Source organism: Arthrobacter humicola (genome assembly GCF_039531445.1).
GTDB lineage: Bacteria > Actinomycetota > Actinomycetes > Actinomycetales > Micrococcaceae > Arthrobacter > Arthrobacter humicola.
Window position 1 is genome coordinate 34,761 of record NZ_BAAAQB010000041.1, and the last position, 22,446, is coordinate 57,206.

Sequence of the window (22,446 nt, forward strand, 5' to 3'; positions counted from 1 at the left end):
ACGATGACAGGGAGCAACCGGATGAACACACCGCAATCGGCCATAGTCGTCGGCGCCGGCATTGTCGGACTGTCGACGGCCTGGCACCTGCAGCAACGGGGGTTATCCGTCACCGTCGTGGACAAAGTCGGGCCGGCCGCCGGAGCGAGCTGGGGCAACGCCGGCTGGGTGACCCCGGGCCTGGTCATGCCCCTGGCTGAGCCGGGCGCCTGGAAGCACGCCCTGCAAAGCCTGACCGATCCGGACGCCCCGCTGCACGTGCCGCTGCGTTTCGACCCGCAGCTGTGGAAATTCCTCCTGCGATTCGCCGCGAACATGAACGCCCGGACGTGGCGGCAGACCATGTCAGCGCTCCAGCCCATCACGACGGCCGTTGATGAGTCCTTCGCCGAGCTCAAGGCGCACGGCATTGCCTCACCGGTCATTGCGGCGCCCTACGTTGCAGGCTTCAGCAGCGCAAGGGCCGCCGCGGCGTTCCGGACGGAACTGGAACATCTCCACGCCATGGGCCAGAGCATCGGTGTCAGCACCTTGGCCGACGGGAACCGTCCGGCGGTGTTCTCCGACGCTGTGGCGCACGGCCTGGAGATATCCGGACAGAGCTATCTTGATCCGGGTGACTTCGTCTGGGACGTTGCCCGGGCCTTTAAAGCCTGCGGCGGCCAGATCATGGACGGCGCCAACGTATGTTCCGTTGACGCCGGGCCGTCGTCGGCAAGCGTGACGTCCGACGACGGCAACCGGCTCACGGCCGACGTCGTCGTCCTTGCCACCGGCGCTTTGCTGCCCAGGCTGGCCACTCGGTGGGGGCTGAGAATCGGCGTCCAGGCCGGCCGGGGCTACTCGTTCACCGTCGACGGCGATTGCCTGCCGGCCGGACCTCTCTACTTTCCGGAACAGCGGGTTGTCTGCACGCCCTATCAGGGGGCGCTGCGGATCGCGGGAACCATGGAGTTCCTTGATCCGGACGAGCCTCTGAATTCTGCCCGGCTTGAGTCAGTAGCGCGAGCCGTTCGTCCGCTGCTGCGGGGCATCGACTGGCCGTCCCGTCGCGACGAGTGGGTGGGCTCCCGCCCGATCACACCCGACGGTCTGCCCGTTGTTGGGCGCCTGGCCTCGGACAGAATTTATGCGGCCGGCGGACACGGCATGTGGGGGATGGTTTTGGGACCGGCAACAGGCAAGCTACTGGCCGAACACATCGTGACGGGTGCCGTGCCGCACCAGCTAGCGGCGTTCAACCCCCTGCGGAGATAAATGCGCAGATAGGACCGTCAACCGGGGGTTCCGGTTGCACATTCTCAACAACGAAGGGCACATTCATGCGAATCCTCGTCATCGGCGCCACCGGAACCGTCGGCCAAAACGTGGTGCGGGCGTTGTCCGCACACCACGACAAGGCCGGGGAAGGGCAGCTGGACATTATCAGCGCGTCACGGTCGTCGACCGAACATCCCGTCGATTGCCGGGACGATGCCAGCGTCGCGGCCCTCTTTGACAGGGTGGGGACGGTGGACGCGGTGGTCAGCACCATCGGGGGAGCCAAATGGGCATCAGCATCGGATGCGACCCTGGATACTTACGCGTCGACCGTCAACGGCAAGCTGCTGTGCCAGATCCGCATCACCCTGGCGGCCCGTGGCCATGTCCGGCCCGGCGGATCCATCACCCTGACCAGCGGGATCGTGGGAAATTATGCATTCCCGGGCGGATCGCCCAGCGCCATCGCCAACATTGGCCTTGACGCCTTCGTGAAAAGTGCCGCTGCGGAGCTGCCGCACCTGCGGTTGAATACCGTTAGCGCCACGGTGCTGGAGGAGTCCGCTGATGCCTATGCGGCGGTGTTCCCCGGTTTCGCTGCCGTTCCCGGCGCCGTGGCGGCCGCGGCCTTTGTCCGCAGCGTCTACGGTTCCGAAACGGGGCAGACGATTAGGGCCTGGTCATAGCAGGGAGGGCTCTTCCTGAACGCCACGGACTATGTCAGTGGGTCGTCAACGACTCGATGGCGACCGTGATCGCGAGGATGAGCGGGACGTCCTGGCCCGCGGCGACGTCGACGCCGTAGGAGTCACGCACGCGGAACCACTTCTTGGAGATCGTGGCGACGGTGTGGCCGTCGCGTTCGATCTCGTATTCGTGGTCGACGATGTTGCCGTGCGCCTTCATATCGGCGCCGTCCTTCACATCGATGGTGAAGCGATCGCGGAGCCCGATCAGCGCCTTGTGGACAGTCGCGGCGGTGTCGCCGCCGCGTTCGATGGCGACCTTGTCCCGGAGCGAGAGCTTGCGCTCCTGGATCCGCGCCACCTCGTTTCCCGAGGCGTCCTCCAGGACGAACGTGTCCCGGACGCGGAGCGCCTTGCCATTGACCTTGTACGCGCGCTGGCCTTGGTCGTTTTCGATCCAGAAGTCATCCCCGATCGAGAGAAGTTTCTCGCGCATCTGAAACCGTTCGCCCGCGGGTTCGTGCCGGTGCCGTAGTAGTCCCATGTTTTGACCATAGGTCCGGTTCGCCGGCCGGCGCCTCACCCGAACCGGATGGTCACCGCTGGTAACCTGAACATAATTGTTTGAGTAATCGGATGGGCGGGTAGGCCGGGTGTCTGAGGTGCAGAAAGAGCGGACCAAGCGGGCGGACGCCGTCCGGAACAAGGACGCCATCATCGATGCGGCACTGACCTGCCTCAGCGATGATCCGGGGGCCAGCATGTCTGAAATTGCGCGCGTCGCAGGAGTGGGCAGGGTGACCTTGTACGGACACTTCGCGGACCGGGAGGAACTGGTCGGTGCCGTCTTCGCCCGGACAATGGACCGTGCCGCGGCCGAACTCGCCGCAGTAGACATCAAGCAGGACACGTGGAAGTGCCTCCGGGACCTCGTTCAGTCATCCTGGCGAGTCCTCTATCAGTTCAACTCGCTCCTGGCGGCGGCCGAACCGTACCTTTCGGCCGAGCAAATCAGAGCCCACCATGACAAGCCGCTCGCGCGGGTGATCACGGTCCTTGAAAAAGGCAGGAGTGAGGGAACCTTCCGCACCGATCAGTCCCTCGCGTGGCAGGGGGCCTGCTTCTACTCGATCCTCCACAGCGCAGCCGCGGAAATCCGTGCAGGGCGTCTCACAGAAGACGATGCAGCAAGGGTCCTTCCGGCAACCATCCGGGCCCTCCTGATCCCGCCGGCGGATCCGGCGCCCTAAAGGCCCTGCTTCACGCCGCTTCGACCCAGGAACTCCGTGATCGTCTTCGCCATAGCTTTGGACTGAGTCCAGTGCAGGTAGTGGTCTCCCTCGAGGACAACCAGCTCGTGGTGCGTGACGTTGGCCAGCTGGCGTTCGTGCGCGGCATACCAGTCCGGCTGCTGTTGCATCGTGTCCCGGGACAGGAAGTCGAGCACCGGGAGGTTGCCGGGGTACCGGACATCCCGGAGCTTCGTGGCGTTCTCGCCCATCCGGAGAGTTTCGTCCGTGACGGCCTGGTTGCCGAAGTTCCAGCTGGTCATCTGGCGGATGTGTTCGCGTTCGGCCGGCGTAAAGCTGTCACCCCCGGGCTCCCCGTAACCCAGAGCTGTGGCCCAGCGGACCACGCCCAGGGTCGAAGGAATGTGCGCCCAGGAGTAGTCCGCTGCGGCCCTCTCCGCGGGGGCCGTAGTTCCGGTCGAGGATGATTTGCCCGCAGGGACAGTCGGGTCGATGCCGATCACCGCGGACACTTCGCGCGGATATTTGTTGGCGTAGTACAGGGTGGAGTAGCCGGCAATGGAGTGCCCGATGAGTGTGTACGGCGCCCTGACGCCGAGTGTGGACAGCACTTCGTGAAGTTCTTCCGTGATGTTTTCTATGGTCCGGGGCCGTGCTGTCATGTCGCTGTAGCCGTAGCCGAACCCCTCAACGGCAATGACCTGGTAGCCTCCCAGCTCCCGGATCAGCGGGGCGAAATCCAGGCCCGGGGCCGGGGTTCCGAGTCCGCTGAGCAGTACGATTGTCGGTCCGGCATCGCCGGTCCGGGTGACGTTGATGGTTCCCTCGTTGATGTGGACCTTCCGACCGTAGGCGACCGTGTTGGTCTTCTCGACCTGTTCCACCAGGAGGTTCGTTGAGGTGGAAGCGAGCAGCAGCCCGGCGAGGCTCAGCGCCGCGACTCCTGCCAGCCGGAGGGGCCGTCCCCGCCGCCGGCGGGGCGGCTGGTCCGAGGCTGAGCTGGTGCGGCGGACGAGGCGTAGCGACATGGCAAAAACTCCAGGAAGAAGGGACTGAGGTATGCGGTGCGACGTCTCCGCGCTGTCGATCTGCTGGTTAAATCATACAGGGCTGTATGAGATAAATCAGTGAATCCGCTTATGAATTTTTCCTACGGAGGATCAGGCTTGAACCGGGCTCAATAACCGCACTATTGTGTTGATTCATAGCATTATCCGCATCCGGCCAGAGCCGGCCAGGGTCCGCAAGGGGCCGTCGCGGCGAGGAGTAAGGCGCCTGAAATGACCGAAATCCGATGGCTTGAAGCGTTCGTGGCGGTTGCCGAAGAGCTCCACTTTGGCCGCGCGGCGGTGCGTCTGCACACCTCGCAGTCCCCGCTGAGCCAGACGATCCGCAAGCTCGAGGCCGACCTCGGGACGCGGCTCTTTGAGCGCAATACCCGCAGCGTGGCGCTGACGCCCGCCGGCCACGCCCTCCTGCCGCGGGCTTACCGCGTGCTGCAGGAAATGCGCCTGGCCCGCGAAGCTGCCCAAACGGAGGTCGCGGGCATCCGGGGGAAGATCCGGATCGGTTTCTCCGGAGCGGTGAACCATTTGACCCTTCCGCCGCTCACGCGCGCCGTGCGGCGTCGATATCCCGACATCGAACTGGACCTCACCAGCAGGGTTCGCACGGCGGACGGCCTGGCGAGCGTCGCAAACGGCACCCTTGACCTGGCCTTCGTCGGCTTTCCCGAAACCCCGGTCCCCTCGGTCACGGCCCGGCTGGTTGCCCGCGAGGAAATCGGGGCTGTGCTCCCGCTGGATCACCCGCTGGCCGGCGAAAGGTCCATCCCGCTGCAAAGCCTGGCCGGGGATGACTTCATATCGCCGCCGATGGACGGGTCGTCCTCGATGACGGAGGTGCTGCTGGCATCATGCATGGCGGCGGGGTTCCGGCCGCGCGTCGTACAGGAGCTGTCGGATCCGTATATGGTCCTGACGTTCGTCGCGGCCGGCGTCGGCGTCACGCTGATGAGCAGCGGAATAGCGAACATCATCCCGTCGGGCGCCACGTACGTGGCCCTGGAGGACCCGCAGCACTTCATGAACCACGCCATCGCCTGGTCCTCCGAAAATGACTCCGCCGTCCTGGCGGCAGTCCTCGCCGTCGTCGAAGAGATCTTCCCGGACCCGCTCGACTGGCCGCAATTGAGACCAAAATCCACTTAGTGATAGACCATTTCTGTCGTGGACTTACACAGTGCGACGCATCACACTTGTGGATGAGCCGCACACAGCGGCGGAACCGATCCGCATCGTCGCCCACTTCAGGAGGCAGCGGAGCAACGGTTCCCGGTCACACGAAGGGAACACCATGTCAATGTCGACATCGGCGTCAGCACGGCCTCGGAACAACGCCAAAATCGCGGCGGTGTCAGGGTTTGTTGGAAGCGCTCTGGAGTATTACGACTTTTTCATCTTCGGCTCAGCGGCAGCGCTGATCTTCGGGAAGCTGTTCTTCGCCCCCGGCCCGTCGTCGATGCTGCTGTCCTTCGCGACGGTCGGCGTCGCCTACGTCGCCCGCCCGCTCGGGGCCGTGATCTGCGGTCACCTCGGCGACAAGTTCGGGCGGAAGCGCGTGCTGCTCTTCACCCTGCTGCTCATGGGCACCTCAACGTTCCTGATCGGCTGCCTTCCCACCTACAGCCAGATCGGCATGGCCGCACCCGTCCTGATCGTGGCCCTTCGGCTGCTTCAGGGACTCTCCGCCGGCGGCGAATCGCCCGGCTCGAGCTCGCTCACCCTCGAGCACGCCCCCGACACGAAGCGCGCTTTCTACACGAGCTGGACGATGAGCGGCATCATGTTCGGCATCGTGCTCTCCACCCTGGTCTTCATTCCCGTGGCGTCCATGCCGGAAGAGCAGCTCCTGGCCTGGGGCTGGCGCATCCCGTTCCTCGCAAGCGCAATTGTTACTGTCATCGCCTTCGTGCTGCGGCGTCTCCTCGAGGAGCCTCCGGTCTTTGAAGAAGTGAAAGACAACGACGAAGTGGTCAAGGTACCCCTGGTCACCCTGTTCCGCTACCACTGGGTCACCGTGCTCCGCATCACCGCGATGTCACTGTTCACCATCATCAATACGATCATCAACGTCTTCGCGCTCTCCTATGCCACATCGGTGGTGGGAATCGACAAGGGACTCATGCTCGTGGTGATCGCCGTGGCCAACGTCACCGCAGTCGCCATGGGGCCCCTGGCCGGACTTCTTTCGGACCGCATCGGCCGCAAGCCGGTCTTCCTTACCGGGCTCGTCCTGCAGATCGGGATGATCTACGTGTTCTTCTCAGCCCTGTCCGCAGCGAACGTTCCGCTGATCTTCCTGACCGGAATCCTGCTCATCGGTGTCGCCTACACCGGCGCGAACGCCATTTACCCCGCCTACTTCCCGGAGCAGTTCCCGGTCAAGGTCCGCTACTCGGGCATGGCCATCAGCCTCATGTTCGGCCTGCTCCTGGCCGGGTTCGCTCCCGCGATCTCCGAACTTCTGATTGGGGGCAACAAAGGCAACTGGATCCCCGTGGCCACCTTTGCCGCCGTGGCCTGCCTCATCTCCGCGATCGCAACCCTCACCGGTCCCGAGACGTACCGGACCCCCACCGCGCTGCTGGGATTGAAGAAATCCCACAAGCGGCTCCCGGCGCCGCAGGCCGTCGTGGCAGAAGCAGCCCTGACAGAGAAGGTGCGGGCATGAGCCTCCAGACGCTGGAGAGCACGTGGGCGTTTGAGCCCCGGGCTGCCGATCCGACCCACCGGCACGTCGTCGGCCTGCTGGGCGCCGGCATCGGCGGATCGCTGACGCCCCGCCTTCATGAGGCCGAAGCCGATCAGCTCGGCCTGTCCTACACCTACCGGGTGATCGACCTCGACACCGTCGGCCAGCCCGCCGAGCGGTCCGCCGCCCTGGTCCGCAGCGCAGCCGACTTCGGCTACGACGGACTCAACGTCACCCACCCCAGCAAGCAGCTGGTCCAGGATGGCCTGGATGATCTTTCACCCGACGCCCGCATCCTGGGCGCCGTGAACACGATCACCTTCCACGGTGGAAAGGCAGTCGGCCACAACACGGACCACCTCGGCTTCATCGGCGGCTTCCGGGCCGGCCTCCCCGCCGCCGCGACCAACCTGGTGGTCCAGATCGGCGCCGGCGGAGCGGGAGCAGCGGTCGCCTATGGACTCCTCCGAGCCGGCGCCCGGCAGCTGGTCATCGCCGACATCGAAACGGCCAGGGCCGAGGGCCTCGCCGCACGGCTCGCCCCGCACTTTCCGGACAGCGAGGTGTCCGTCACGCGCACCGACTCCGTGGCCCCGAGCATCCGGACAGCCGACGGGCTCGTGAATACGACGCCGATCGGCATGAGCGGCCATCCGGGCCTGCCGGTGGATCCCGAACTTCTCCATTCCGGACTCTGGGTCGCGGACGTCATCTACCGGCCCCTCGACACTGAACTGATCAGGGCCGCCCGGGACCGCGGCTGCGCGGTGCTCGACGGCGGACGCATGGTGGTCGGGCAGGCCGTCGCCGCCTTTGAGCTCTTCACCGGCATCCGGCCCGACGCCGAACGCATGCTGGCCAGCTTCCGGGCCGAGGCCCGCTCATGAGTTCCGACGTGGCACCCGGCACTGCAATACCCGGCACCATCGCAGAGTCACGCTGCCTGGTCATCGGCGCAGCGAGCGGCATCGGCCTGGCGACGGCGGAACGTCTCAGGGCGTCGGGCGCCGCCGTCATCGGGGCTGACCTCCCGTCCGCCCGCTGGCCCGGCGAGGACCCCGGATCACTTCCGCTGGACGTGACGGACCCCGAGTCCGTTCGTGCCGCCGTTGCCTCGGCCGTACAGGCCATGGGCGGCCTCGACGCCGTCGTGAACTGCGCGGGCATCCTGGGGCCGGTGGCCTCAGCACTGGGCACTACGGTCGAAGAATTCGAACGGATCCTGACTGTCAACCTCACGGGGGCCTTCATCGTCTCCCGGGCGGTCCTGCCCGCCATGGCGGCGGCGGGTTACGGGCGGCTCCTGCACCTTTCGTCGACGGCGGGCAAGGAGGGCGTGATCAACATGCCCGCCTACTCCGCCAGCAAGGCCGGCATCCTGGGCCTCGTGAAGTCGCTGGCCAAGGAATTTGCCCTCACCGGCGTCACCGTCAATGCCCTGGCCCCCGGCAACGTCATGACACCGCTGTTCCAGGAGGTCCCGGCGGAACAGCAGGCGGCACAGGCCGCCAAGATCCCCATGGGCCGTTTCGGCACACCCGCCGAAGCCGCTGCACTCATCGAATTCATCGTCTCGCCCGCGGCCTCCTACACCACCGGAGTCGTGTTCGACCTCTCCGGGGGCCGCGCCACGTACTAGCTGCGCTAGCACCTTAGCCCACCACATTTCTCCACGATCCCCGGATCAGAAAGACGGCTCTTCCGATGACCCCATCAGCATCCCCGGCCCCCCGCACGCTCCGCGTTGGAATAGCCGGCTGCGGCGCCATTTCGCGCAACCACATGGCGGCCTTCCGTGCCCTCGACAACGTGCAGATCGCGGGCGTGTGCGACGTCGACCTGGACCGGGCGCAGGCCACCGCCGCCGCCTGGGGTGTTCCGGCGGCCGTCGCCACCGTGGGCGAGCTGCTGGACCTGGACCTGGACCTCGTGTCCGTCTGCACGCCGCACCCCACCCACGAGGACGTCGTGCTGCAGGCTGCCGCCGCCGGGGTCCACGTGCTCTGCGAGAAGCCGATCGCCATCGAACTGGCCTCCGCGGAGCGCATGGTTGCCGCCTGCGATGCCGCGGAAGTGAGGCTGGGCGTCCTGTTCCAGCGCCGCTTCTGGCCGGCGGCGCAGCGCATCCGCGCCGCGATCGACGACGGCACGCTGGGCCGGCCCATCATGGGCCAGTGCTCGGTGATGCTGCACCGTGACCCCGAGTACTACTCCCGGGACGCCTGGCGGGGGACCTGGGCCAACGACGGCGGCGGAGTCCTCATGACCCAGGCCATCCACTACATCGACCTCCTCCAGTGGTTCATGGGCGACGTGGCCGAGGTCTACGGCAGGATCAACACCTACAAGCACGGCCATCACATCGAGGTGGAAGACTCGGCCGCCGCCGTCATCACCTTCACCTCCGGGGCCATGGCCACCCTGGAAGCCTCGACGGCGGTGTCCCCGAGCCTGGGCGTGCAGCTGCGCGTCACGGGGGAGACGGGCGCTTCCGCCTCCCTCACCGAATTTCCGGAAGGCAGCGACGGCCGCGTGGACTTGTGGGCCGTGGCGGAGACGATCAGCGCGGAGCCCGCCCACCCGGAAGGCGTCCACCCGAACGTGGACCTGGCCACCATCAACGGCCAACTGATCCCGCACCACACCACCCAGGTCCGTGACTTCGTCCAGGCCCTCCGCGACGGCACGGACCCCGCCATCACCGGCCACGACGCCACCAAAGCCCTGCGGATCCTCCTCGCCGTCTACGAGTCCTCACGGTCCGGGCAACCCGTGCGCTTCGCCGATCTACCGTCCACCAAGCAAACACCGGCGCCTGTCGCCGGCTAAGGAACAGTCATGGAACACAACACCCGCCGCGCCGCCCAAACCCTGAGCGCCCAAACCCTGAGCGCACAGCCCCTGACGCTGGGCCGCAACGGCCGCACCCCGAAAACCCTCCGCAACCGCCTCGCCTCCGCCCCGATGGAGCGCAACTACGGCACCACCGAGGGCGCCATCACAGAGCAGTACATTGACTACCTCGTCACCCGGGCCAAGGCCGGCCTCGGCCTGGTCACCACGGAAGCCACCTTCGTCCGAGCCGACGGCAAGGGCCGCACCCACCAGCTGGGCCTGCACACCGATGCCATGATTCCCGGGCTGCGCCGGCTCACCGACGCCCTGCACGCCGAGGGTGCGCTCGCCGCCGTCGAACTCAACCATGGAGGCCGTACCGCGCAGGCCGCCGTCTCCGGGTTCAAGAACCTGGCACCGTCGCCGGTCCCGTGTGCGACGGCGGGCGGGGAGGTTCCGCGCGAACTCACCGCCGCCGAGTGCTATGAGCTCGCGGACGCCTACGCCCAGGCCGCCCGCCGGGCCGTGCAGGCAGGCTTCGACGTCATCAACATCCACGGAGCCCACGGCTACCTGATCCACCAGTTCATGTCGCCGATTTCCAACCACCGCACCGACGAGTTCGCCGCCCCCGAACGCTTCATGAACCTGGTCATCGACGCCGTACGGGCAGCTGTCCCGGACACGATCGTGGGACTGCGCGTCTCGGTGGTGGAGGGTCCTGCCGAGGGAATCAGCGCCGAACAGCAGCTCGGGATCATCGCCAAGGCCCACCTGGAACACCTGGACTTCCTGGACATCTCCGCCGGCAGCTACGAAGCCGGCGAATGGATCGTGCAGTCCGGCGAATGGAAGCCGGGCATCCTGGCCGACTACGCCAAGGCGTACCGCCAATTCGGGCTGCCACTTGGCATGGCCGGCCGGCTGAACTCCCCGGAGATCATCGAGGAGGTCCTCCGCGAGGGGACCTGCGACTTCGTCAGCCTGGCCCGCGCCATCCACGCCGACCCCGCCTTCGTGGGCGGTGTCCTGCGCGGCGAGCGCTACCGGCCCTGCATTGCCTGCAACGTCTGCATCGACAACCTCGGACTTGGCCAGGTGACCTGCACGGTCAACCCGGCCGTGGGCCGTTCCCGCGTCCCCGTCCCCACCCCCGCCGTCCGCGACGGCTCCCGCGTTGTGGTGGTCGGTGCCGGGCCCGCCGGCCTGACCGCCGCCCGCGAACTCGCCGAAGCCGGCGCCCACGTGACCGTGCTCGACGCCGCCGCCCGCCCCGGCGGTCAGTTCGCCCTGGCCGAACGCATGAAATCCACGCCGGACTTCCACCGCTTCGCCGAATGGTCCGCGGAGGAGAACGCGCGGCTCGGCATCGACGTCCGTCCGGGCACTCGCGTGGACACCGACGCCCTCGGCGAGCTGGTGCGTGACACCGCGGCAGACGCCGTCGTGATCGCCACCGGCGGGCTACGGCCGGCCGCCGGGTTCCCCGGTGACGACTCCCCGAACGTCCTGGACGTGCGGGCGTGGCTCGCCGCCCACGCGGACATCCTCGACGGCAGCGCCGCCGCTCCGGAGGCCGTGACCATGTGGGGCGCCGATTCCGTCGCCATGAGCGTTGCGGACACCCTTGCCGACCGCGGGACTGCGGTTCTCCTGGTGGGACCGCAGGAAGTCATCGCCCCGGAATCGGGCCGCCGCGCCAAGATCCTGGCCGTGCCCCGGCTGACCGCCAACCCCCGGGTGCGGATCCGCCTGGGCGCGGCCATTGAGGAGTACGACGGCGCCCGGGTCCGGATCAGCGGGCCGGGCCTTCCGGCCGGAGGCGAATGGCTGGCCGCTCCGGGACCTGTCCTGGTCTCACGCTCCGTGGTCCCGCTGGACGGCTCGGTCCCGGCCGACGTCCGGGACGCGCGACTGACCGGCACCGCCGGAGTGCCGGTGACCCTGGCCGGGACCGTCGTGGACCAGACGCCCGCGATCGCCTCCAACGCCGTCAAAAGCGGTTACGACGCAGCCCAGCGCATCGCCGCGCTCCTGACACCCGGCACCACTGAGAGCCCTACCGAGAACACGACTGAGAACAAGACGATGAGCCTGAACGGAGCAGCATCATGACCCACGGCACCCGGCGACCATTGGGGCTCGCCCAACTGTCCCTCCTGAACACCGCCCCGCCGCAACTGCTCGGCATCGCGGCTGCAGCAGGCTTCGACTTCATCGGAGCCCGGGTCCGTCCCGTGACTGCGGCCGAACGGCCTTACGACCTCCAGCCCGGCTCGCCGATGTTGCGGGAAACCCTGGCCCGGATGCGGGACACCGGTGTAAGTGTCCGTGACATCGAATTCCTGCTGCTGGACGGCACCGACCAGCGGGACGCCTGGCTGCGGATGATGGAAGCCGGGCAGGCCCTGGGGGCGGAATCCCTGACCGTCGCGGGAGCCGATCCGGACAGTGCCCGGCTGGTCCACACGCTGGCCCGGATGACCGAGGACGGCCGCGGTTTCGGAATCACCCCGACCCTTGAAGCGATCTCCTACCAGCCCGTGGCCTCGATCGCCCAGGCCGCGGACATTGCCCGGCAGGCCGGCTGCAGGATCGTGGTGGACACCCTGCACTTCAACCGGTTCAACGGCTTCACCTCTGTCAACTCGGTCAACTCTGTCAACGGCCGGGACGGCCGGGATGGCCGGGAAGCCGCGCAATGGGAGCAACTGCGCGCCAACGCAGACCTGGTGCCACTGCTGCAGCTGTGCGACGGGCCGGCCCGGCGGCCGGCCAGCCGCGCGGATCTGGTCACCGAATCCCGCTCGGAGCGCGAGGTGCCCGGCGAAGGCGACTTCGACCTCGCCGCCGCCGTGGCCGCCCTCCCGGAGTCCCTCCCGCTGAGTGCGGAGACGCCGTCGGACCGCCGCGTAGCCGAACTCGGCGAACTTGGCTGGGCACGCCGGCTCAAATCCGGCGTCGACGCGGTGCTGGCGGCCGCCAGCACCCTGCGGGACGCGGAAATCCTCCAGGGGGCGGGGCCCCGATGACTGAAACCAGGGACGACACCACGACAGCGGAACTGGCCCCCGGCGTCCGCATCCCGCTCATCGGGCTGGGAACCTGGCCCCTGACCGGCGAGGATGCCGCGGCGGCCGTGGCCCAGGCGATCGGCAGCGGCTACCGGCACATCGACACGGCCGAGAACTACGCCAATGAGGCCGCCGTGGGGGAGGGGATCCGGCGCAGCGGGATCGAGCGCAGCCGGCTGTTCCTCACCACCAAGTTCAACACCGAATGGCACAGCCGGGACGGCGTGCGCGAGGCCTTCGGCCACGCCGTGAAGCGCCTCCGGACCGACTATCTGGACCTTTTCCTGGTGCACTGGCCCAACCCGGCGCAAGGTCGGTTCGTCGAGGCCTGCGAAGGACTTCAACGCCTGGTGGAGGAGGGCTCCATCCGGGCCTGGGGCGTGTCCAACTTCAAACCGGCCCACCTGCGGCTCGTTCAAGCCGCCGGGCTGAAGGTTCCGGTGAACCAGGTGCAGGTCGACCCCGAACACGGTCAGCCCGGGCAGCTTGCCTACCACCGGGACCACAGCATACTGACCGCCGCCTACAGCCCGCTCGGCCGCAACGGCACCTTCCTCAGCCACCCTGCCGTGACGGGCCCGGCCCGGGACCTCGGCAAGACCCCCGCGCAGATCGTGCTGCGCTGGCACGTTCAACACGACCGGGTGGCCGTGCCCAAGTCCGCAAGCCTTGACCGTCAGCGCGAAAACCTCGACGTCTTCACCTTCGCCCTGGGCCAGGACCAGCTCGACGCGATCGACGCACTCGACACCGGGGCGCCCCCGCGCCTGGACTCCGACACCTTCTTCCACTGAAAGAGAAACACCATGCCTGCACCCCTAAACGCCGATCGTGACCGCACCAGCCTGGACTGTGATGTCCTGGTGGTGGGCTCCGGAGCCGGCGGCCTGTCCGCCGCGGTCACGGCCGCCTACCACGGGCTGAAAGTCATTGTTGTTGAAAAGGCCGATGTCTGCGGCGGCGCCACCTCGTGGTCCGGCGGCTGGGCCTGGACGCCGGGGAACCCGCTGGCCAAGGCCGACGGCGTGAACGAGGACCGCGAACTCTTCCGCACCTACCTGCGGCATCGGCTGGGCGGGAACTTCCGCGACGACAAGGTGGACGCGTTCCTTGAGGCAGTCCCGCACATGGTCGGCTTCTTCCACGACAAGACCAGCCTGCAGTTTGTCCCCGGCGCCAAAATCAAGGACATCTACGGCAGTACGCCCGGTGCCGGCACCGGGCACCGCTCGGTGGGGCCCAAGCCGTTCAACGCCCGGCGGATCAGGCCCGAGCTGCGCGCCAAGATGCGCCACCAGCTCTACGAGACCTCCTTTCTGGGCATGGGCATCATGGCCGGCCCGGACCTCACCAAGTTCCTCTCCGCCTCCCAGGGCAACGTCCAGGGACTCTTCCACGCCGGCTGGCGGGTGGGCCTGCACCTGCTGGATCTCCTGACCCACCGGCGCAACATGCAGCTGGTCAACGGCACCGCGCTCACCGGCCGGCTCATGAAATCCGCCGATGACCTCGGCGTGGACATCCGCGTCTCCACCCCCGCGAAACGCCTCATCACGGACGCTGCCGGCACAGTCACCGGAGCTGTGGTGAGCTCACCGGAAGGCGAGCTGCAGATCAACGCCGCCCGCGGCGTCGTGCTGGCCGCCGGCGGCTTCCCGAACGACGTCACCCGGCGCGCCGCACTGTTCCCCAAGACCCCCACCGGGCGCGAGCACTGGACGCTGGCGCCGAAGGAAACCACCGGCGACGGCATCACCATGGCCCAGGCCGTGGGCGCCCGGTTCGACACCGACATGCAGTCCCCGGCCGCCTGGTGCCCGGTCTCCCTGGTCCCGTACCGCAACGGACGCACCGGGACGTTCCCGCACATCATGGACCGCGCCAAACCCGGCAGTATCGGCGTGCGGGCGGACGGACGCAGGTTCGTGAACGAGGCCAACGGCTACTACGACTACGTCGAGGGAATGCTCAACGCGACCCCGGACGGCGAACCCGTCGAAGCCTGGCAGATCGCCGACGCCGCGTTCGTGCGCAAGTTCCCGCTGGGCATGGCCAAGCCGCTTCCCGTCCCGCTCTTCCCCTACCTGCGCTCCGGCTACCTCAAGAAAGGCCGGACCATCGAGGAACTCGCCGTTGCCTGCGGCATCGACCCGGAAAGCCTCGCCAAGACCGTCGCAGACTTCAACAAGAACGCCCGCAAGGGCCTCGACCCCGACTTCGACCGCGGCGCCAGCGAATTCAACCGCTACGGCGGGGACCCGAAGAACACGCCCAACCCGTCGCTGCGCCCGCTCGAAAAGGGGCCGTTCTACGCGGTCAAGATCGTGCCGGGATCCTTCGGCACCTTCGCGGGACTCGCCGCCGACTCGCGCGCCCGGGTACTGGACACCGCCGGGAGGCCCATTGCCGGCCTCTACGTCGCCGGAAACGACCAGGCATCCGTCATGGGCGGCCACTACCCGGCCGGCGGCATCAACCTCGGACCGGCCCTGACGTTCGGCTACATCGCGGGCCGCGACCTCGCCAACGCGACACACTACGAAGACGACAGCAGCCTGGCCCCTGAGCGTACCGCGGGGGATGAGGAGCCCGCGGGCCACGTGACCGCCTTGGCGTAGGCCCGGCCCTACCCACCGCTGCGGCTTCCGTGCAAGCATGGGGACTCAGCGATGATGCACCGTGAGGGGACTCGATGAAATCCAACGAACTGCTGCTGGACGCCTTCGGCCGCATCCATGAGACCGTGGCCGCCGCGCTGGAAGGCGTCGACGACGAGACTCTGGTGCGCCGGCCGGCGGGTAACGGAAATTCGATGGCATGGCTGATCTGGCACCTCAGCCGGGTCGAAGACGCGCAACTCGCCTCCGCCGCAGGCCTGGAACAGGTCTGGACCTCGCAGGGGTTCGCTGGCAGATTCGACCTTCCGCTGCCCAAACGCGACACCGGCTACGGCCATTCGAGCAGCCAGGTCGACGCGGTGCGGGTTTCCCGGCAGCTGTTGTTCGACTACTACGACGCCGTTCACCGGCAGACCGTGGGGTTCCTGACGCCGCTCGGCGACGAGGACTTCGACCGCATCGTCGATACGCGATGGGACCCGCCCGTCACGCTTGGGGTGCGGCTGGTCAGCACGATTGCCGACTGCCTCCAGCACGTGGGGCAGGCGGCATATGCCAAGGGTTTGAATCCCGCCTAAGCCCGAACTCCGGGCCTCACGGCGTAAGCGGGCCCTGAAGGACGCGAAGGGCAACGGCGGCGTCACCTTCGATGATGGCAGTATCCTCGAGCTTGGATCGGCCCCAGAGGCCGAGGTACATCCCAACCGCCGGGGCCGTAATTGATGCCACGGCGGGACCCGGGCCCAGGGTCCAGCTCGCGGCCCCGGGCACGTGGAAGGTTACGGCCTTGTCCGGGGGCGTCATCCGGCCCAGTCGAAGCTGGCGCGGGGTGAACATCGTCAGGACCTCGGCGATCCCGTCGAGCATGAAGTCCTCGCCGGGAGCAGGGCTTTCCAGGCCCAGCGCCTGGCATGCGTCGATGAGGTGGATGGCGTGTTCGTGGGCTTGGCGTCGAAGCCAAAACCCGGCCGTGCGCGGCGGTGGTCCAAAAGTCCAGCACCGTGTCTCTGGATCAAGGGCCATGAGCGTCTCGAAGAAGGGTGCAACGCCGTCGAGGAACCAGGCTGCCGAACCCTCTGGCGGCGGGGCCGGTTCCTCAACGAACGTGCCCTCACGAACCACGGCGGCAGCCCACCGCTCAATTGAACCGAGATGCCCGAAAAGTTCGTCGAGAGTCCATCCGGCGCAGGCCGGAACGGAGCGGGCCAGCACGTCCACCGGCTGGCGGGCGAGCGTGCTGAGGCGGTCAAGAGAGCTGGCAAGCTCGGCCAGGTAGCGATCGGGGACCATGGGATGAGCCTAACGCGACACCCGGCGAGGGCCCCACGCGCGCTGCCTGGGACCGGGGCGTCATCCGCGATGCCCGCAAGGATTGCGGCGCGCCGACGCTCCCTCCTCACGGTGTGGGCCTTGGACGCGTAGGCTGCCTCGCATGCGTCCCACACCACAGCCGCAGCCATGATCGCAGACCCCGCGCCTGCGCCGCTCACCGAGCGATTTGCGGCGCAGTCCGTGATCGAGGAACTCCTGGCAGTCCAGGCGCTCGTACCGCCGCGTTCGCGGCTCCGTCGGATATTCGGCGCCAGCCCGTTGAACGACGCCAGCTGGCCCTGGTACAAGGGTGCGCTGGGCGAGATTACCGTGGGACGGATTCTGGCCGGGCTGGGGCCCGAATGGCTGGTGCTGCATGCCGTCCCGGTCGGCTCAGGCTGGTCGGACATCGATCACGTGCTTGTCGGTCCGGCCGGCGTCTTCACCCTCAACACCAAAAACCATGCGGATCAATCGATCTGGGTGGCAGGGCAGACCCTGATGGTGTCAGGAAAGAAGCAACGCCATCTCTACAACGCCGCGCACGAGGCCGCCCGGGCCTCGAAGCTCCTCAGCACCGCAACGGGCGCGGCAGTCGAGGTGACCGGCGTCGTGGTGATCGTTGAACCCCGGCGGCTCACGGTTAGGGAGAAGCCGCGCCAGGTGATGGTGCTGAGCGAACGGCAGCTCCTGGGCTTTCTCCAGCGGCGCCACCCCGTCTTGAACGCTGAACAGGTACACGGCATCGCCGCCGCGGCCATGCAGCCCCGGACCTGGCACACGAAGCCGACGGCGCGCGGCAACCCTGATGAACTCAAGCGGAATTTCGCCGCCCTCCGGGACCTGGTGGATCAGGCACGACGGCGCCGGGTCGCCTGGGCGCTCGGCGTACCGGCCGTCGGCGTCCTGATGCTGACCGGAGGCCAGTGGGCCGCCGCGATCATGCACGCTTTGACCAACCGGTAGGGGAGACCCTCCAGCGCGGCCGCTTGCGTCAGCAGTCCCGCGCGGCGACTTCTTCACAGCAGGAGCGTATCCTCGGCCTAACTGATTTGAAGGAGAACGCGTCATGGCTGACTGGCAGGACACCCTTCCGCTCTGGGCCGCCGCCTGGGCCGCCGTCCGCGGACAATCCTCAGCACTGGAGGGCTCCGGACTCGTCACCGCACCGGACACGGAGCCGGCCCCTCCGGAGTACATCTTCGCCTGGCCCGGAACCGACGCGGACCGCGCCGCAGAGACCGTCCGCGAGCATCCGGGGGCGATCCTCACGCTGGTCACCGCGGAGTCCGGGGACGCGTTGGACTACGCCGCAGCCCGGGGCCTGGAACCTGTAGACCAGGCGGTGCTGCTCACTGCCCCCACGGGTGAGATGAACGCTGCTCCTGAATTACCCGAGAACGCCGAGCTGGCCCAGGCGCCCCTGGAGCGGTACGACGTCGTGGAAATATCCGTTTTCGACCACCCCGTTGCCGGCGGCCGTATCAGGATCGAGGAGGGCCTGGCCGTCATCGGCGGCCTGCAGACCCTCACGCCGGAATCCGCGAAAAGCCTTGAGCCGGCCGTTGTGGCGGCACTCGCGGACGAGGCCTATGTGCACGGCGCGGACACCCTCTACACAGTCCTCGCCCCGCACCGGGTGGCCGACTACACCGCCTCGGGGTGGACAGTGGCCGCCCATATCGTCCACCTCCGCGCACCCGAATGAACGACCGCCGTTGACGGCCCGAGTCGACGGACCTTAGCCCTGACCCCCGCATCACCGGGGCACATGATGAAACGACGAAAGCCGCTTCCACCGAGGTAGCGGCTTTCGTGCGATGGGCGAGGATCCGGGCCCAGCAAGTAGGCAGCCGGGTGGGCCCGCACGACGGGCAAGTAGCGCCCGCAAGAAAGCAAGAGTCACCCCGTGGAAGTCGAGTAGGCCTCACTCGCGCGCCGTTCCTGCCCGACTTCTAGGCTCCTGAGTACTGGGTTAATAAAGTCAATGTAGTGGTCAGAAACGGGTCTCAACCATGCATGATCAAACAGTACCTTCGGTGTTGTCCGGCCATTCCGCTGGCCGTTTGCGTGGTGGGCGAAGGGGCGAGGCGCCACATGCCCGGAAGGAACGGGCGGCGACGCTCCTGGCAAAGCAGTCCGTGCACCGCCCGTGGTCCCGACACGCATGGGCCGCCCTCGTGTCGGCCTCGCTCACACTGGCCGGGCTGACCGTCAGCGAGATCGCCGCTGCGGACGTCGGGACGATCTCCACCGATTCGCTGCGGACAGGCTGGGATAGAGACGAGCCAGGGCTTTCGCCGTCGGCGGTCGCATCATCGAACTTCGGCAAACTGTTCTCTGCAACCGTGGACGGGCAGGTCTACGCCCAGCCCCTTGTGGTCGGCGGCACCGTGATCGCCGCGACGGAAAACAATGCCGTCTACGGACTGGACAGCGCCACGGGTGCGAAGAAATGGACCCGCAAACTCGGGCCGGCGTGGCCGGTGTCGACCGTCAGTTGCGGTGACCTCACCCCCAATATCGGAATCACGTCGACGCCGGTCTATGACCCTGCCACGAAGAGCGTCTTCCTGCTGGCGAAGACAAACGACGGCGCAACCAAACAGCTCCCGCACTGGTACATGCATTCCCTCGACGCGGTCACAGGAGCGGAGCGGCCCGGATTTCCCGTCACCATCGAAGGCGCCCCGACGAACGACCCCACCCGCCCGTTCAACCCCATGACCGCGATGCAGCGGCCCGGGCTGCTGCTCCTGAACGGCGTGGTCTACGCCGGATTCGCCAGCCACTGCGACTACACCCCGTTCGTCGGCTACGTCGTCGGCGTGTCGACGGCCGGGCGGCAGACGACGATGTGGGCGACCGAATCCGGCAACGCCAACGCGGAGGGCGGCATCTGGCAGTCCGGCGGCGGACTGGTGTCCGACGGCCCCGGCCAGATCCTGCTCACCACCGGCAACGGCATCTCGCCGAAGGCCGGCCCGGGCACGAAGCCTCCCACTACCCTGGCGGAGTCGCTGGTCCGGCTCCGCGTCGGCACCGACGGCAACCTGAAGCCCACCGACTTCTTCAGCCCGGCGGACAACGCGAAACTGAACCGCAACGACGCCGATCTGGGGTCCGGTGCGCCGGTCGGGATACCGGACGGCTACGGCACAGCGGCGCACCCGCACCTGATGGCGCAAATCGGCAAAGGCGGCCAGTTGTACCTGCTGGACCGCGACAATCTGGGCGGCATGGCGCAAGGGCCGGGCGGAACTGACGCCGTCCTCGACAAAGCCGGTCCGTACAGCGGAGTATGGGGAAAGCCCGCGTTTCTCGGGACCAGCACCGGCGGATACCTCTACGTCGTCGAGAGCAACGGGTATCTCCGGGCCTTCAAACTCGTGCCAGGCGCCACCGGCGGCGTCAGCCTCGCCGCCGTCGGGACCTCCGCCGGAACCTTCGGGTTCAGTTCCGGTTCCCCGGTGGTGACGTCCTCCGGTACGGACGGCTCGTCCGCCTTGGTCTGGGTGGTCTACGTCAGCGGAGGCACCGGGGCAGGCGCGGAACTGCGCGCCTACCGTGCACTCCCGGATAACACCGGGAACCTCCAGGAAGTGTTCAGTGCCCCTCTGGGTACGGGGGCCAAGTTCTCCTCAGTGGCCACTGACAAAGGCCGTGTGTATGTAGGTACCCGGGACGGGCACGTCCTGGGCTTCGGCGCTCCGACAACATCAGCGGTCGGGGCGAAGGACACCGACCTCGGCCAGGTCAAGGTTGGTTCCTCGGTGACCGGAAGCGTGACGATCACGGCGTCTCGGGCGGTAACGGTCAACTCCATCACCGCCGGTGCCCCGTTCAAGGTCGGCACCACGCTCACGCTGCCCCGGAAGCTGTCCAAAGGGGCCAGCATGACGGTTCCCGTGACCTTCTCGCCGACGGTCGCGGGACAGGCCGATGGCACGCTCACCGTCAAAACCGCCGACGGCGAGACCGACCTCCTCGGCGTCCACGGCGTCGGCACGAAGGAGGGCCTGGGCGCGACCCCGGCCCTGGTCCAGTTCACCGACGTACCCACCAAGACGGTCAGCCGGCAGACGGTCAACATCGTCAATACCGGAACTACCGTCGTCAAGATCACCGGCGTCACCTTGCCGGTCAACGCACAGCTCAGCGTCGACCCGGCCACGGTCCCGGCCGTGGGTCAGACGATCCAGCCCCTCGCGTCGGTGGCCGTATCCATGATGTTCAGTCCCGCGACGGCGACGCCGGTCACCGACTCGCTCGTCGTCGCCAGTGACCGCGGCAAGGTGACAGTCAAGGTAACCGCGACCGCCGTTGAAGGAGCGGCGCACCTGCAAATGCCGCGCTCGCTGGACTTCGGTGACGTCCCGGTCGGGACCTCGGCCACACGGGCGTTCCAGATACGGAACACCGGCAACGTGCCCATGACCATCACCAAGGCGAAGGCGCCGCAGGGAGCCTTCTCGACCACCACACCCATTGCCGAGGGACTGAAGATTCCCGCGGGTGAATCCGCATACCAGAGCGTCACCTTCACGCCGTCGGCCTTCGGCCAGGCCGGGACGACGGACACCTACTATCTGATCACCGCCGACGACGGCCAGGGCGCGCTGAAGGTGATGCTCACCGGGAACGGCACCGACGACCCGATCGCGGCCTACGCATGGAAGACCAACGCCGGACGTCCGGGGTCAATCCTCGGCCGCTCGCTGACCCTGGAATACGACGTTGCAGGAGGGAAATGCCAGGACTACGACAGGGGCGTGATTTGCTGGTCACCGGCGACCGGGGCTCATTCGGTCATCGGTGCGATCTACGCCCGCTACAAGGCCTTGGGCGGCGCCGCCGGCTTCCTCGGATTTCCGACCAGCGACGAGCAAGCATCGCCTGACGGGATAGGGAAGTATAGCCACTTCTCAGGCTCCGGCGGGGCCTCGATCTACGCTACGCCGACAACCGGGGCGCACTATGTCCTGGGTGCGATCCGGGCGAAGTGGATGGCACTGGGTGCTGAGACAGGGCCCTTGGGGTATCCCATCACCGACGAGAAACGCACTGCCGACGGCGTGGGACGGTACAGCGACTTTTCCGGTGCAGGTGGGTCATCGATCTACAGCACAAAGATAACCGGAGCCCATGTCGTGCAGGGTGCGATCCGGGCGAAGTGGAGGGCACTGGGTGCTGAGTCCGGGCCGCTGGGGTATCCCGTCACCGACGAAAAACGCACGAGTGACGGGGCGGGACGGTACAGCGACTTCTCCGGTGCAGGTGGGTCGTCGATCTACTGTACAAAGATAACCGGGGCGCACTGGATCACGGGTGCGGTCCGGACCAAATGGGCCGCACTGGGCTGGGAGACAGGTCTGGGTTATCCGACCACTGACACAAAGGCGACGGCGGACGGGGTGGGAAAGTATAACCACTTCTCGGGTTCGGGGGGGAATTCGATCTTCTGGTCGCCCGCGACCGGGGCTCACTTTGTCCTCGGTGCGATCCGGGCCAAATGGGCGTCCCTCGGCTGGGAGACGAGCCGGTTGGGCTACCCAACCAGTGACGAGTACTCGATTCCCATCGGCCGGGCATCAGATTTTCAGCACGGCCGCCTCACCTGGAACTCGACGGCCATGCAGGTAACCGGATAGCGATACCA

The 22,446-nt window shown here is 67.3% G+C and carries 19 protein-coding genes; 16 read left to right on the forward strand and 3 right to left on the reverse strand.

The window, feature by feature from the left end:
* Window positions 1–21 precede the first annotated feature (21 nt).
* The gene (locus ABD243_RS16760; protein ID WP_344367523.1) at window positions 22–1,257 is read left to right on the forward strand and encodes an NAD(P)/FAD-dependent oxidoreductase; all 1,236 of its coding nucleotides are present in this window, start codon (window positions 22–24) and stop codon (window positions 1,255–1,257) included.
* Between the two features lie 65 nt (window positions 1,258–1,322).
* Window positions 1,323–1,946 (forward strand): short chain dehydrogenase, encoded by a 624-nt coding sequence (locus ABD243_RS16765; protein ID WP_116768328.1) that lies wholly within the window; start codon window positions 1,323–1,325, stop codon window positions 1,944–1,946.
* 34 nt (window positions 1,947–1,980) lie between these two features.
* Here ABD243_RS16765 and ABD243_RS16770 read toward each other — a convergent pair whose 3' ends face one another.
* Window positions 1,981–2,490 (reverse strand): LURP-one-related/scramblase family protein, encoded by a 510-nt coding sequence (locus ABD243_RS16770; protein WP_116768327.1) that lies wholly within the window; start codon window positions 2,488–2,490, stop codon window positions 1,981–1,983.
* A gap of 109 nt (window positions 2,491–2,599) precedes the next feature.
* Here ABD243_RS16770 and ABD243_RS16775 point away from each other — a divergent pair, with 109 nt between their 5' ends.
* Entirely contained in the window at window positions 2,600–3,196 is a 597-nt protein-coding gene (locus tag ABD243_RS16775; RefSeq protein WP_344367524.1) for a TetR/AcrR family transcriptional regulator, read from the forward strand.
* On the opposite strand, the gene ABD243_RS16780 is transcribed toward ABD243_RS16775, so the two are convergent.
* The gene (locus ABD243_RS16780; protein ID WP_344367525.1) at window positions 3,193–4,224 is read right to left on the reverse strand and encodes an alpha/beta fold hydrolase; all 1,032 of its coding nucleotides are present in this window, start codon (window positions 4,222–4,224) and stop codon (window positions 3,193–3,195) included. The genes ABD243_RS16775 and ABD243_RS16780 overlap by 4 nt on opposite strands.
* 252 nt (window positions 4,225–4,476) lie before the next feature.
* Here ABD243_RS16780 and ABD243_RS16785 point away from each other — a divergent pair, with 252 nt between their 5' ends.
* The 10 genes from ABD243_RS16785 (at window position 4,477) to ABD243_RS16830 (ending at window position 16,054) form a co-directional block, all read left to right on the forward strand.
* A complete protein-coding gene (locus ABD243_RS16785; RefSeq protein ID WP_344367526.1) occupies window positions 4,477–5,406 on the forward strand; it encodes a LysR family transcriptional regulator in 930 nt (309 codons plus the stop codon).
* 202 nt (window positions 5,407–5,608) lie between these two features.
* Window positions 5,609–6,928, forward strand: a complete 1,320-nt coding sequence (locus ABD243_RS16790; protein ID WP_344367527.1) for an MFS transporter — start codon at window positions 5,609–5,611, stop codon at window positions 6,926–6,928.
* Entirely contained in the window at window positions 6,925–7,836 is a 912-nt protein-coding gene (locus ABD243_RS16795) for a shikimate dehydrogenase (RefSeq protein ID WP_344367528.1), read from the forward strand. The genes ABD243_RS16790 and ABD243_RS16795 overlap by 4 nt, the downstream gene beginning before the upstream one ends.
* Entirely contained in the window at window positions 7,833–8,588 is a 756-nt protein-coding gene (locus tag ABD243_RS16800; RefSeq protein ID WP_237563555.1) for an SDR family NAD(P)-dependent oxidoreductase, read from the forward strand. Before ABD243_RS16795 ends, ABD243_RS16800 begins: the two co-directional genes overlap by 4 nt.
* Before the next feature lie 65 nt (window positions 8,589–8,653).
* Window positions 8,654–9,778 carry a Gfo/Idh/MocA family protein gene (locus ABD243_RS16805; RefSeq protein WP_344367529.1) on the forward strand — a complete coding sequence of 375 codons (1,125 nt, stop codon included), beginning with the start codon at window positions 8,654–8,656 and terminating at the stop codon, window positions 9,776–9,778.
* A gap of 9 nt (window positions 9,779–9,787) precedes the next feature.
* Window positions 9,788–11,899, forward strand: a complete 2,112-nt coding sequence (locus ABD243_RS16810) for an FAD-dependent oxidoreductase (RefSeq protein ID WP_344367530.1) — start codon at window positions 9,788–9,790, stop codon at window positions 11,897–11,899.
* Window positions 11,896–12,816: a sugar phosphate isomerase/epimerase family protein gene (locus ABD243_RS16815; protein WP_344367531.1), complete on the forward strand. Its 921-nt coding sequence runs from the start codon at window positions 11,896–11,898 to the stop codon at window positions 12,814–12,816. Before ABD243_RS16810 ends, ABD243_RS16815 begins: the two co-directional genes overlap by 4 nt.
* Window positions 12,813–13,652 carry an aldo/keto reductase gene (locus tag ABD243_RS16820; protein ID WP_344367532.1) on the forward strand — a complete coding sequence of 280 codons (840 nt, stop codon included), beginning with the start codon at window positions 12,813–12,815 and terminating at the stop codon, window positions 13,650–13,652. The genes ABD243_RS16815 and ABD243_RS16820 overlap by 4 nt, the downstream gene beginning before the upstream one ends.
* Window positions 13,653–13,664: 12 nt before the next feature.
* A complete protein-coding gene (locus ABD243_RS16825) occupies window positions 13,665–15,476 on the forward strand; it encodes an FAD-dependent oxidoreductase (protein WP_344367533.1) in 1,812 nt (603 codons plus the stop codon).
* Window positions 15,477–15,550: 74 nt separating this feature from the next.
* Window positions 15,551–16,054 (forward strand): mycothiol transferase, encoded by a 504-nt coding sequence (locus ABD243_RS16830; protein WP_344367534.1) that lies wholly within the window; start codon window positions 15,551–15,553, stop codon window positions 16,052–16,054.
* Window positions 16,055–16,070: 16 nt separating this feature from the next.
* On the opposite strand, the gene ABD243_RS16835 is transcribed toward ABD243_RS16830, so the two are convergent.
* The gene (locus tag ABD243_RS16835; protein ID WP_344367535.1) at window positions 16,071–16,766 is read right to left on the reverse strand and encodes a maleylpyruvate isomerase family mycothiol-dependent enzyme; all 696 of its coding nucleotides are present in this window, start codon (window positions 16,764–16,766) and stop codon (window positions 16,071–16,073) included.
* Between the two features lie 168 nt (window positions 16,767–16,934).
* Between ABD243_RS16835 and ABD243_RS16840 the strand changes: the two genes are divergently transcribed.
* From ABD243_RS16840 to ABD243_RS16850, 3 genes are all read left to right on the forward strand, one after another.
* On the forward strand, window positions 16,935–17,753 hold the full coding sequence (locus ABD243_RS16840) for a nuclease-related domain-containing protein (protein WP_344367536.1): 819 nt from the start codon (window positions 16,935–16,937) through the stop codon (window positions 17,751–17,753).
* A 103-nt stretch (window positions 17,754–17,856) separates the two neighbouring features.
* A complete protein-coding gene (locus ABD243_RS16845; RefSeq protein ID WP_344367537.1) occupies window positions 17,857–18,495 on the forward strand; it encodes a hypothetical protein in 639 nt (212 codons plus the stop codon).
* A 472-nt stretch (window positions 18,496–18,967) separates the two neighbouring features.
* Entirely contained in the window at window positions 18,968–22,438 is a 3,471-nt protein-coding gene (locus tag ABD243_RS16850; protein ID WP_344367538.1) for an Ig-like domain-containing protein, read from the forward strand.
* Window positions 22,439–22,446: the final 8 nt, after the last annotated feature.

Excerpts from the sequence above, each read along its gene's own strand:
- ABD243_RS16765 (WP_116768328.1), top strand. The coding sequence starts at position 1,323 with ATGCGAATCCTCGTCATCGGCGCCACCGGAACCGTCGGCCAAAACGTG.
- ABD243_RS16840 (WP_344367536.1), top strand. The coding sequence starts at position 16,935 with ATGATCGCAGACCCCGCGCCTGCGCCGCTCACCGAGCGATTTGCGGCG.
- ABD243_RS16780 (WP_344367525.1), bottom strand. The coding sequence starts at position 4,224 with ATGTCGCTACGCCTCGTCCGCCGCACCAGCTCAGCCTCGGACCAGCCG.
- ABD243_RS16805 (WP_344367529.1), top strand. The coding sequence starts at position 8,654 with ATGACCCCATCAGCATCCCCGGCCCCCCGCACGCTCCGCGTTGGAATA.
- ABD243_RS16770 (WP_116768327.1), bottom strand. The coding sequence starts at position 2,490 with ATGGGACTACTACGGCACCGGCACGAACCCGCGGGCGAACGGTTTCAG.
- ABD243_RS16835 (WP_344367535.1), bottom strand. The coding sequence starts at position 16,766 with ATGGTCCCCGATCGCTACCTGGCCGAGCTTGCCAGCTCTCTTGACCGC.
- ABD243_RS16785 (WP_344367526.1), top strand. The coding sequence starts at position 4,477 with ATGACCGAAATCCGATGGCTTGAAGCGTTCGTGGCGGTTGCCGAAGAG.
- ABD243_RS16825 (WP_344367533.1), top strand. The coding sequence starts at position 13,665 with ATGCCTGCACCCCTAAACGCCGATCGTGACCGCACCAGCCTGGACTGT.
- ABD243_RS16830 (WP_344367534.1), top strand. The coding sequence starts at position 15,551 with ATGAAATCCAACGAACTGCTGCTGGACGCCTTCGGCCGCATCCATGAG.
- ABD243_RS16820 (WP_344367532.1), top strand. The coding sequence starts at position 12,813 with ATGACTGAAACCAGGGACGACACCACGACAGCGGAACTGGCCCCCGGC.
- ABD243_RS16815 (WP_344367531.1), top strand. The coding sequence starts at position 11,896 with ATGACCCACGGCACCCGGCGACCATTGGGGCTCGCCCAACTGTCCCTC.
- ABD243_RS16795 (WP_344367528.1), top strand. The coding sequence starts at position 6,925 with ATGAGCCTCCAGACGCTGGAGAGCACGTGGGCGTTTGAGCCCCGGGCT.
- ABD243_RS16760 (WP_344367523.1), top strand. The coding sequence starts at position 22 with ATGAACACACCGCAATCGGCCATAGTCGTCGGCGCCGGCATTGTCGGA.
- ABD243_RS16845 (WP_344367537.1), top strand. The coding sequence starts at position 17,857 with ATGGCTGACTGGCAGGACACCCTTCCGCTCTGGGCCGCCGCCTGGGCC.
- ABD243_RS16800 (WP_237563555.1), top strand. The coding sequence starts at position 7,833 with ATGAGTTCCGACGTGGCACCCGGCACTGCAATACCCGGCACCATCGCA.
- ABD243_RS16810 (WP_344367530.1), top strand. The coding sequence starts at position 9,788 with ATGGAACACAACACCCGCCGCGCCGCCCAAACCCTGAGCGCCCAAACC.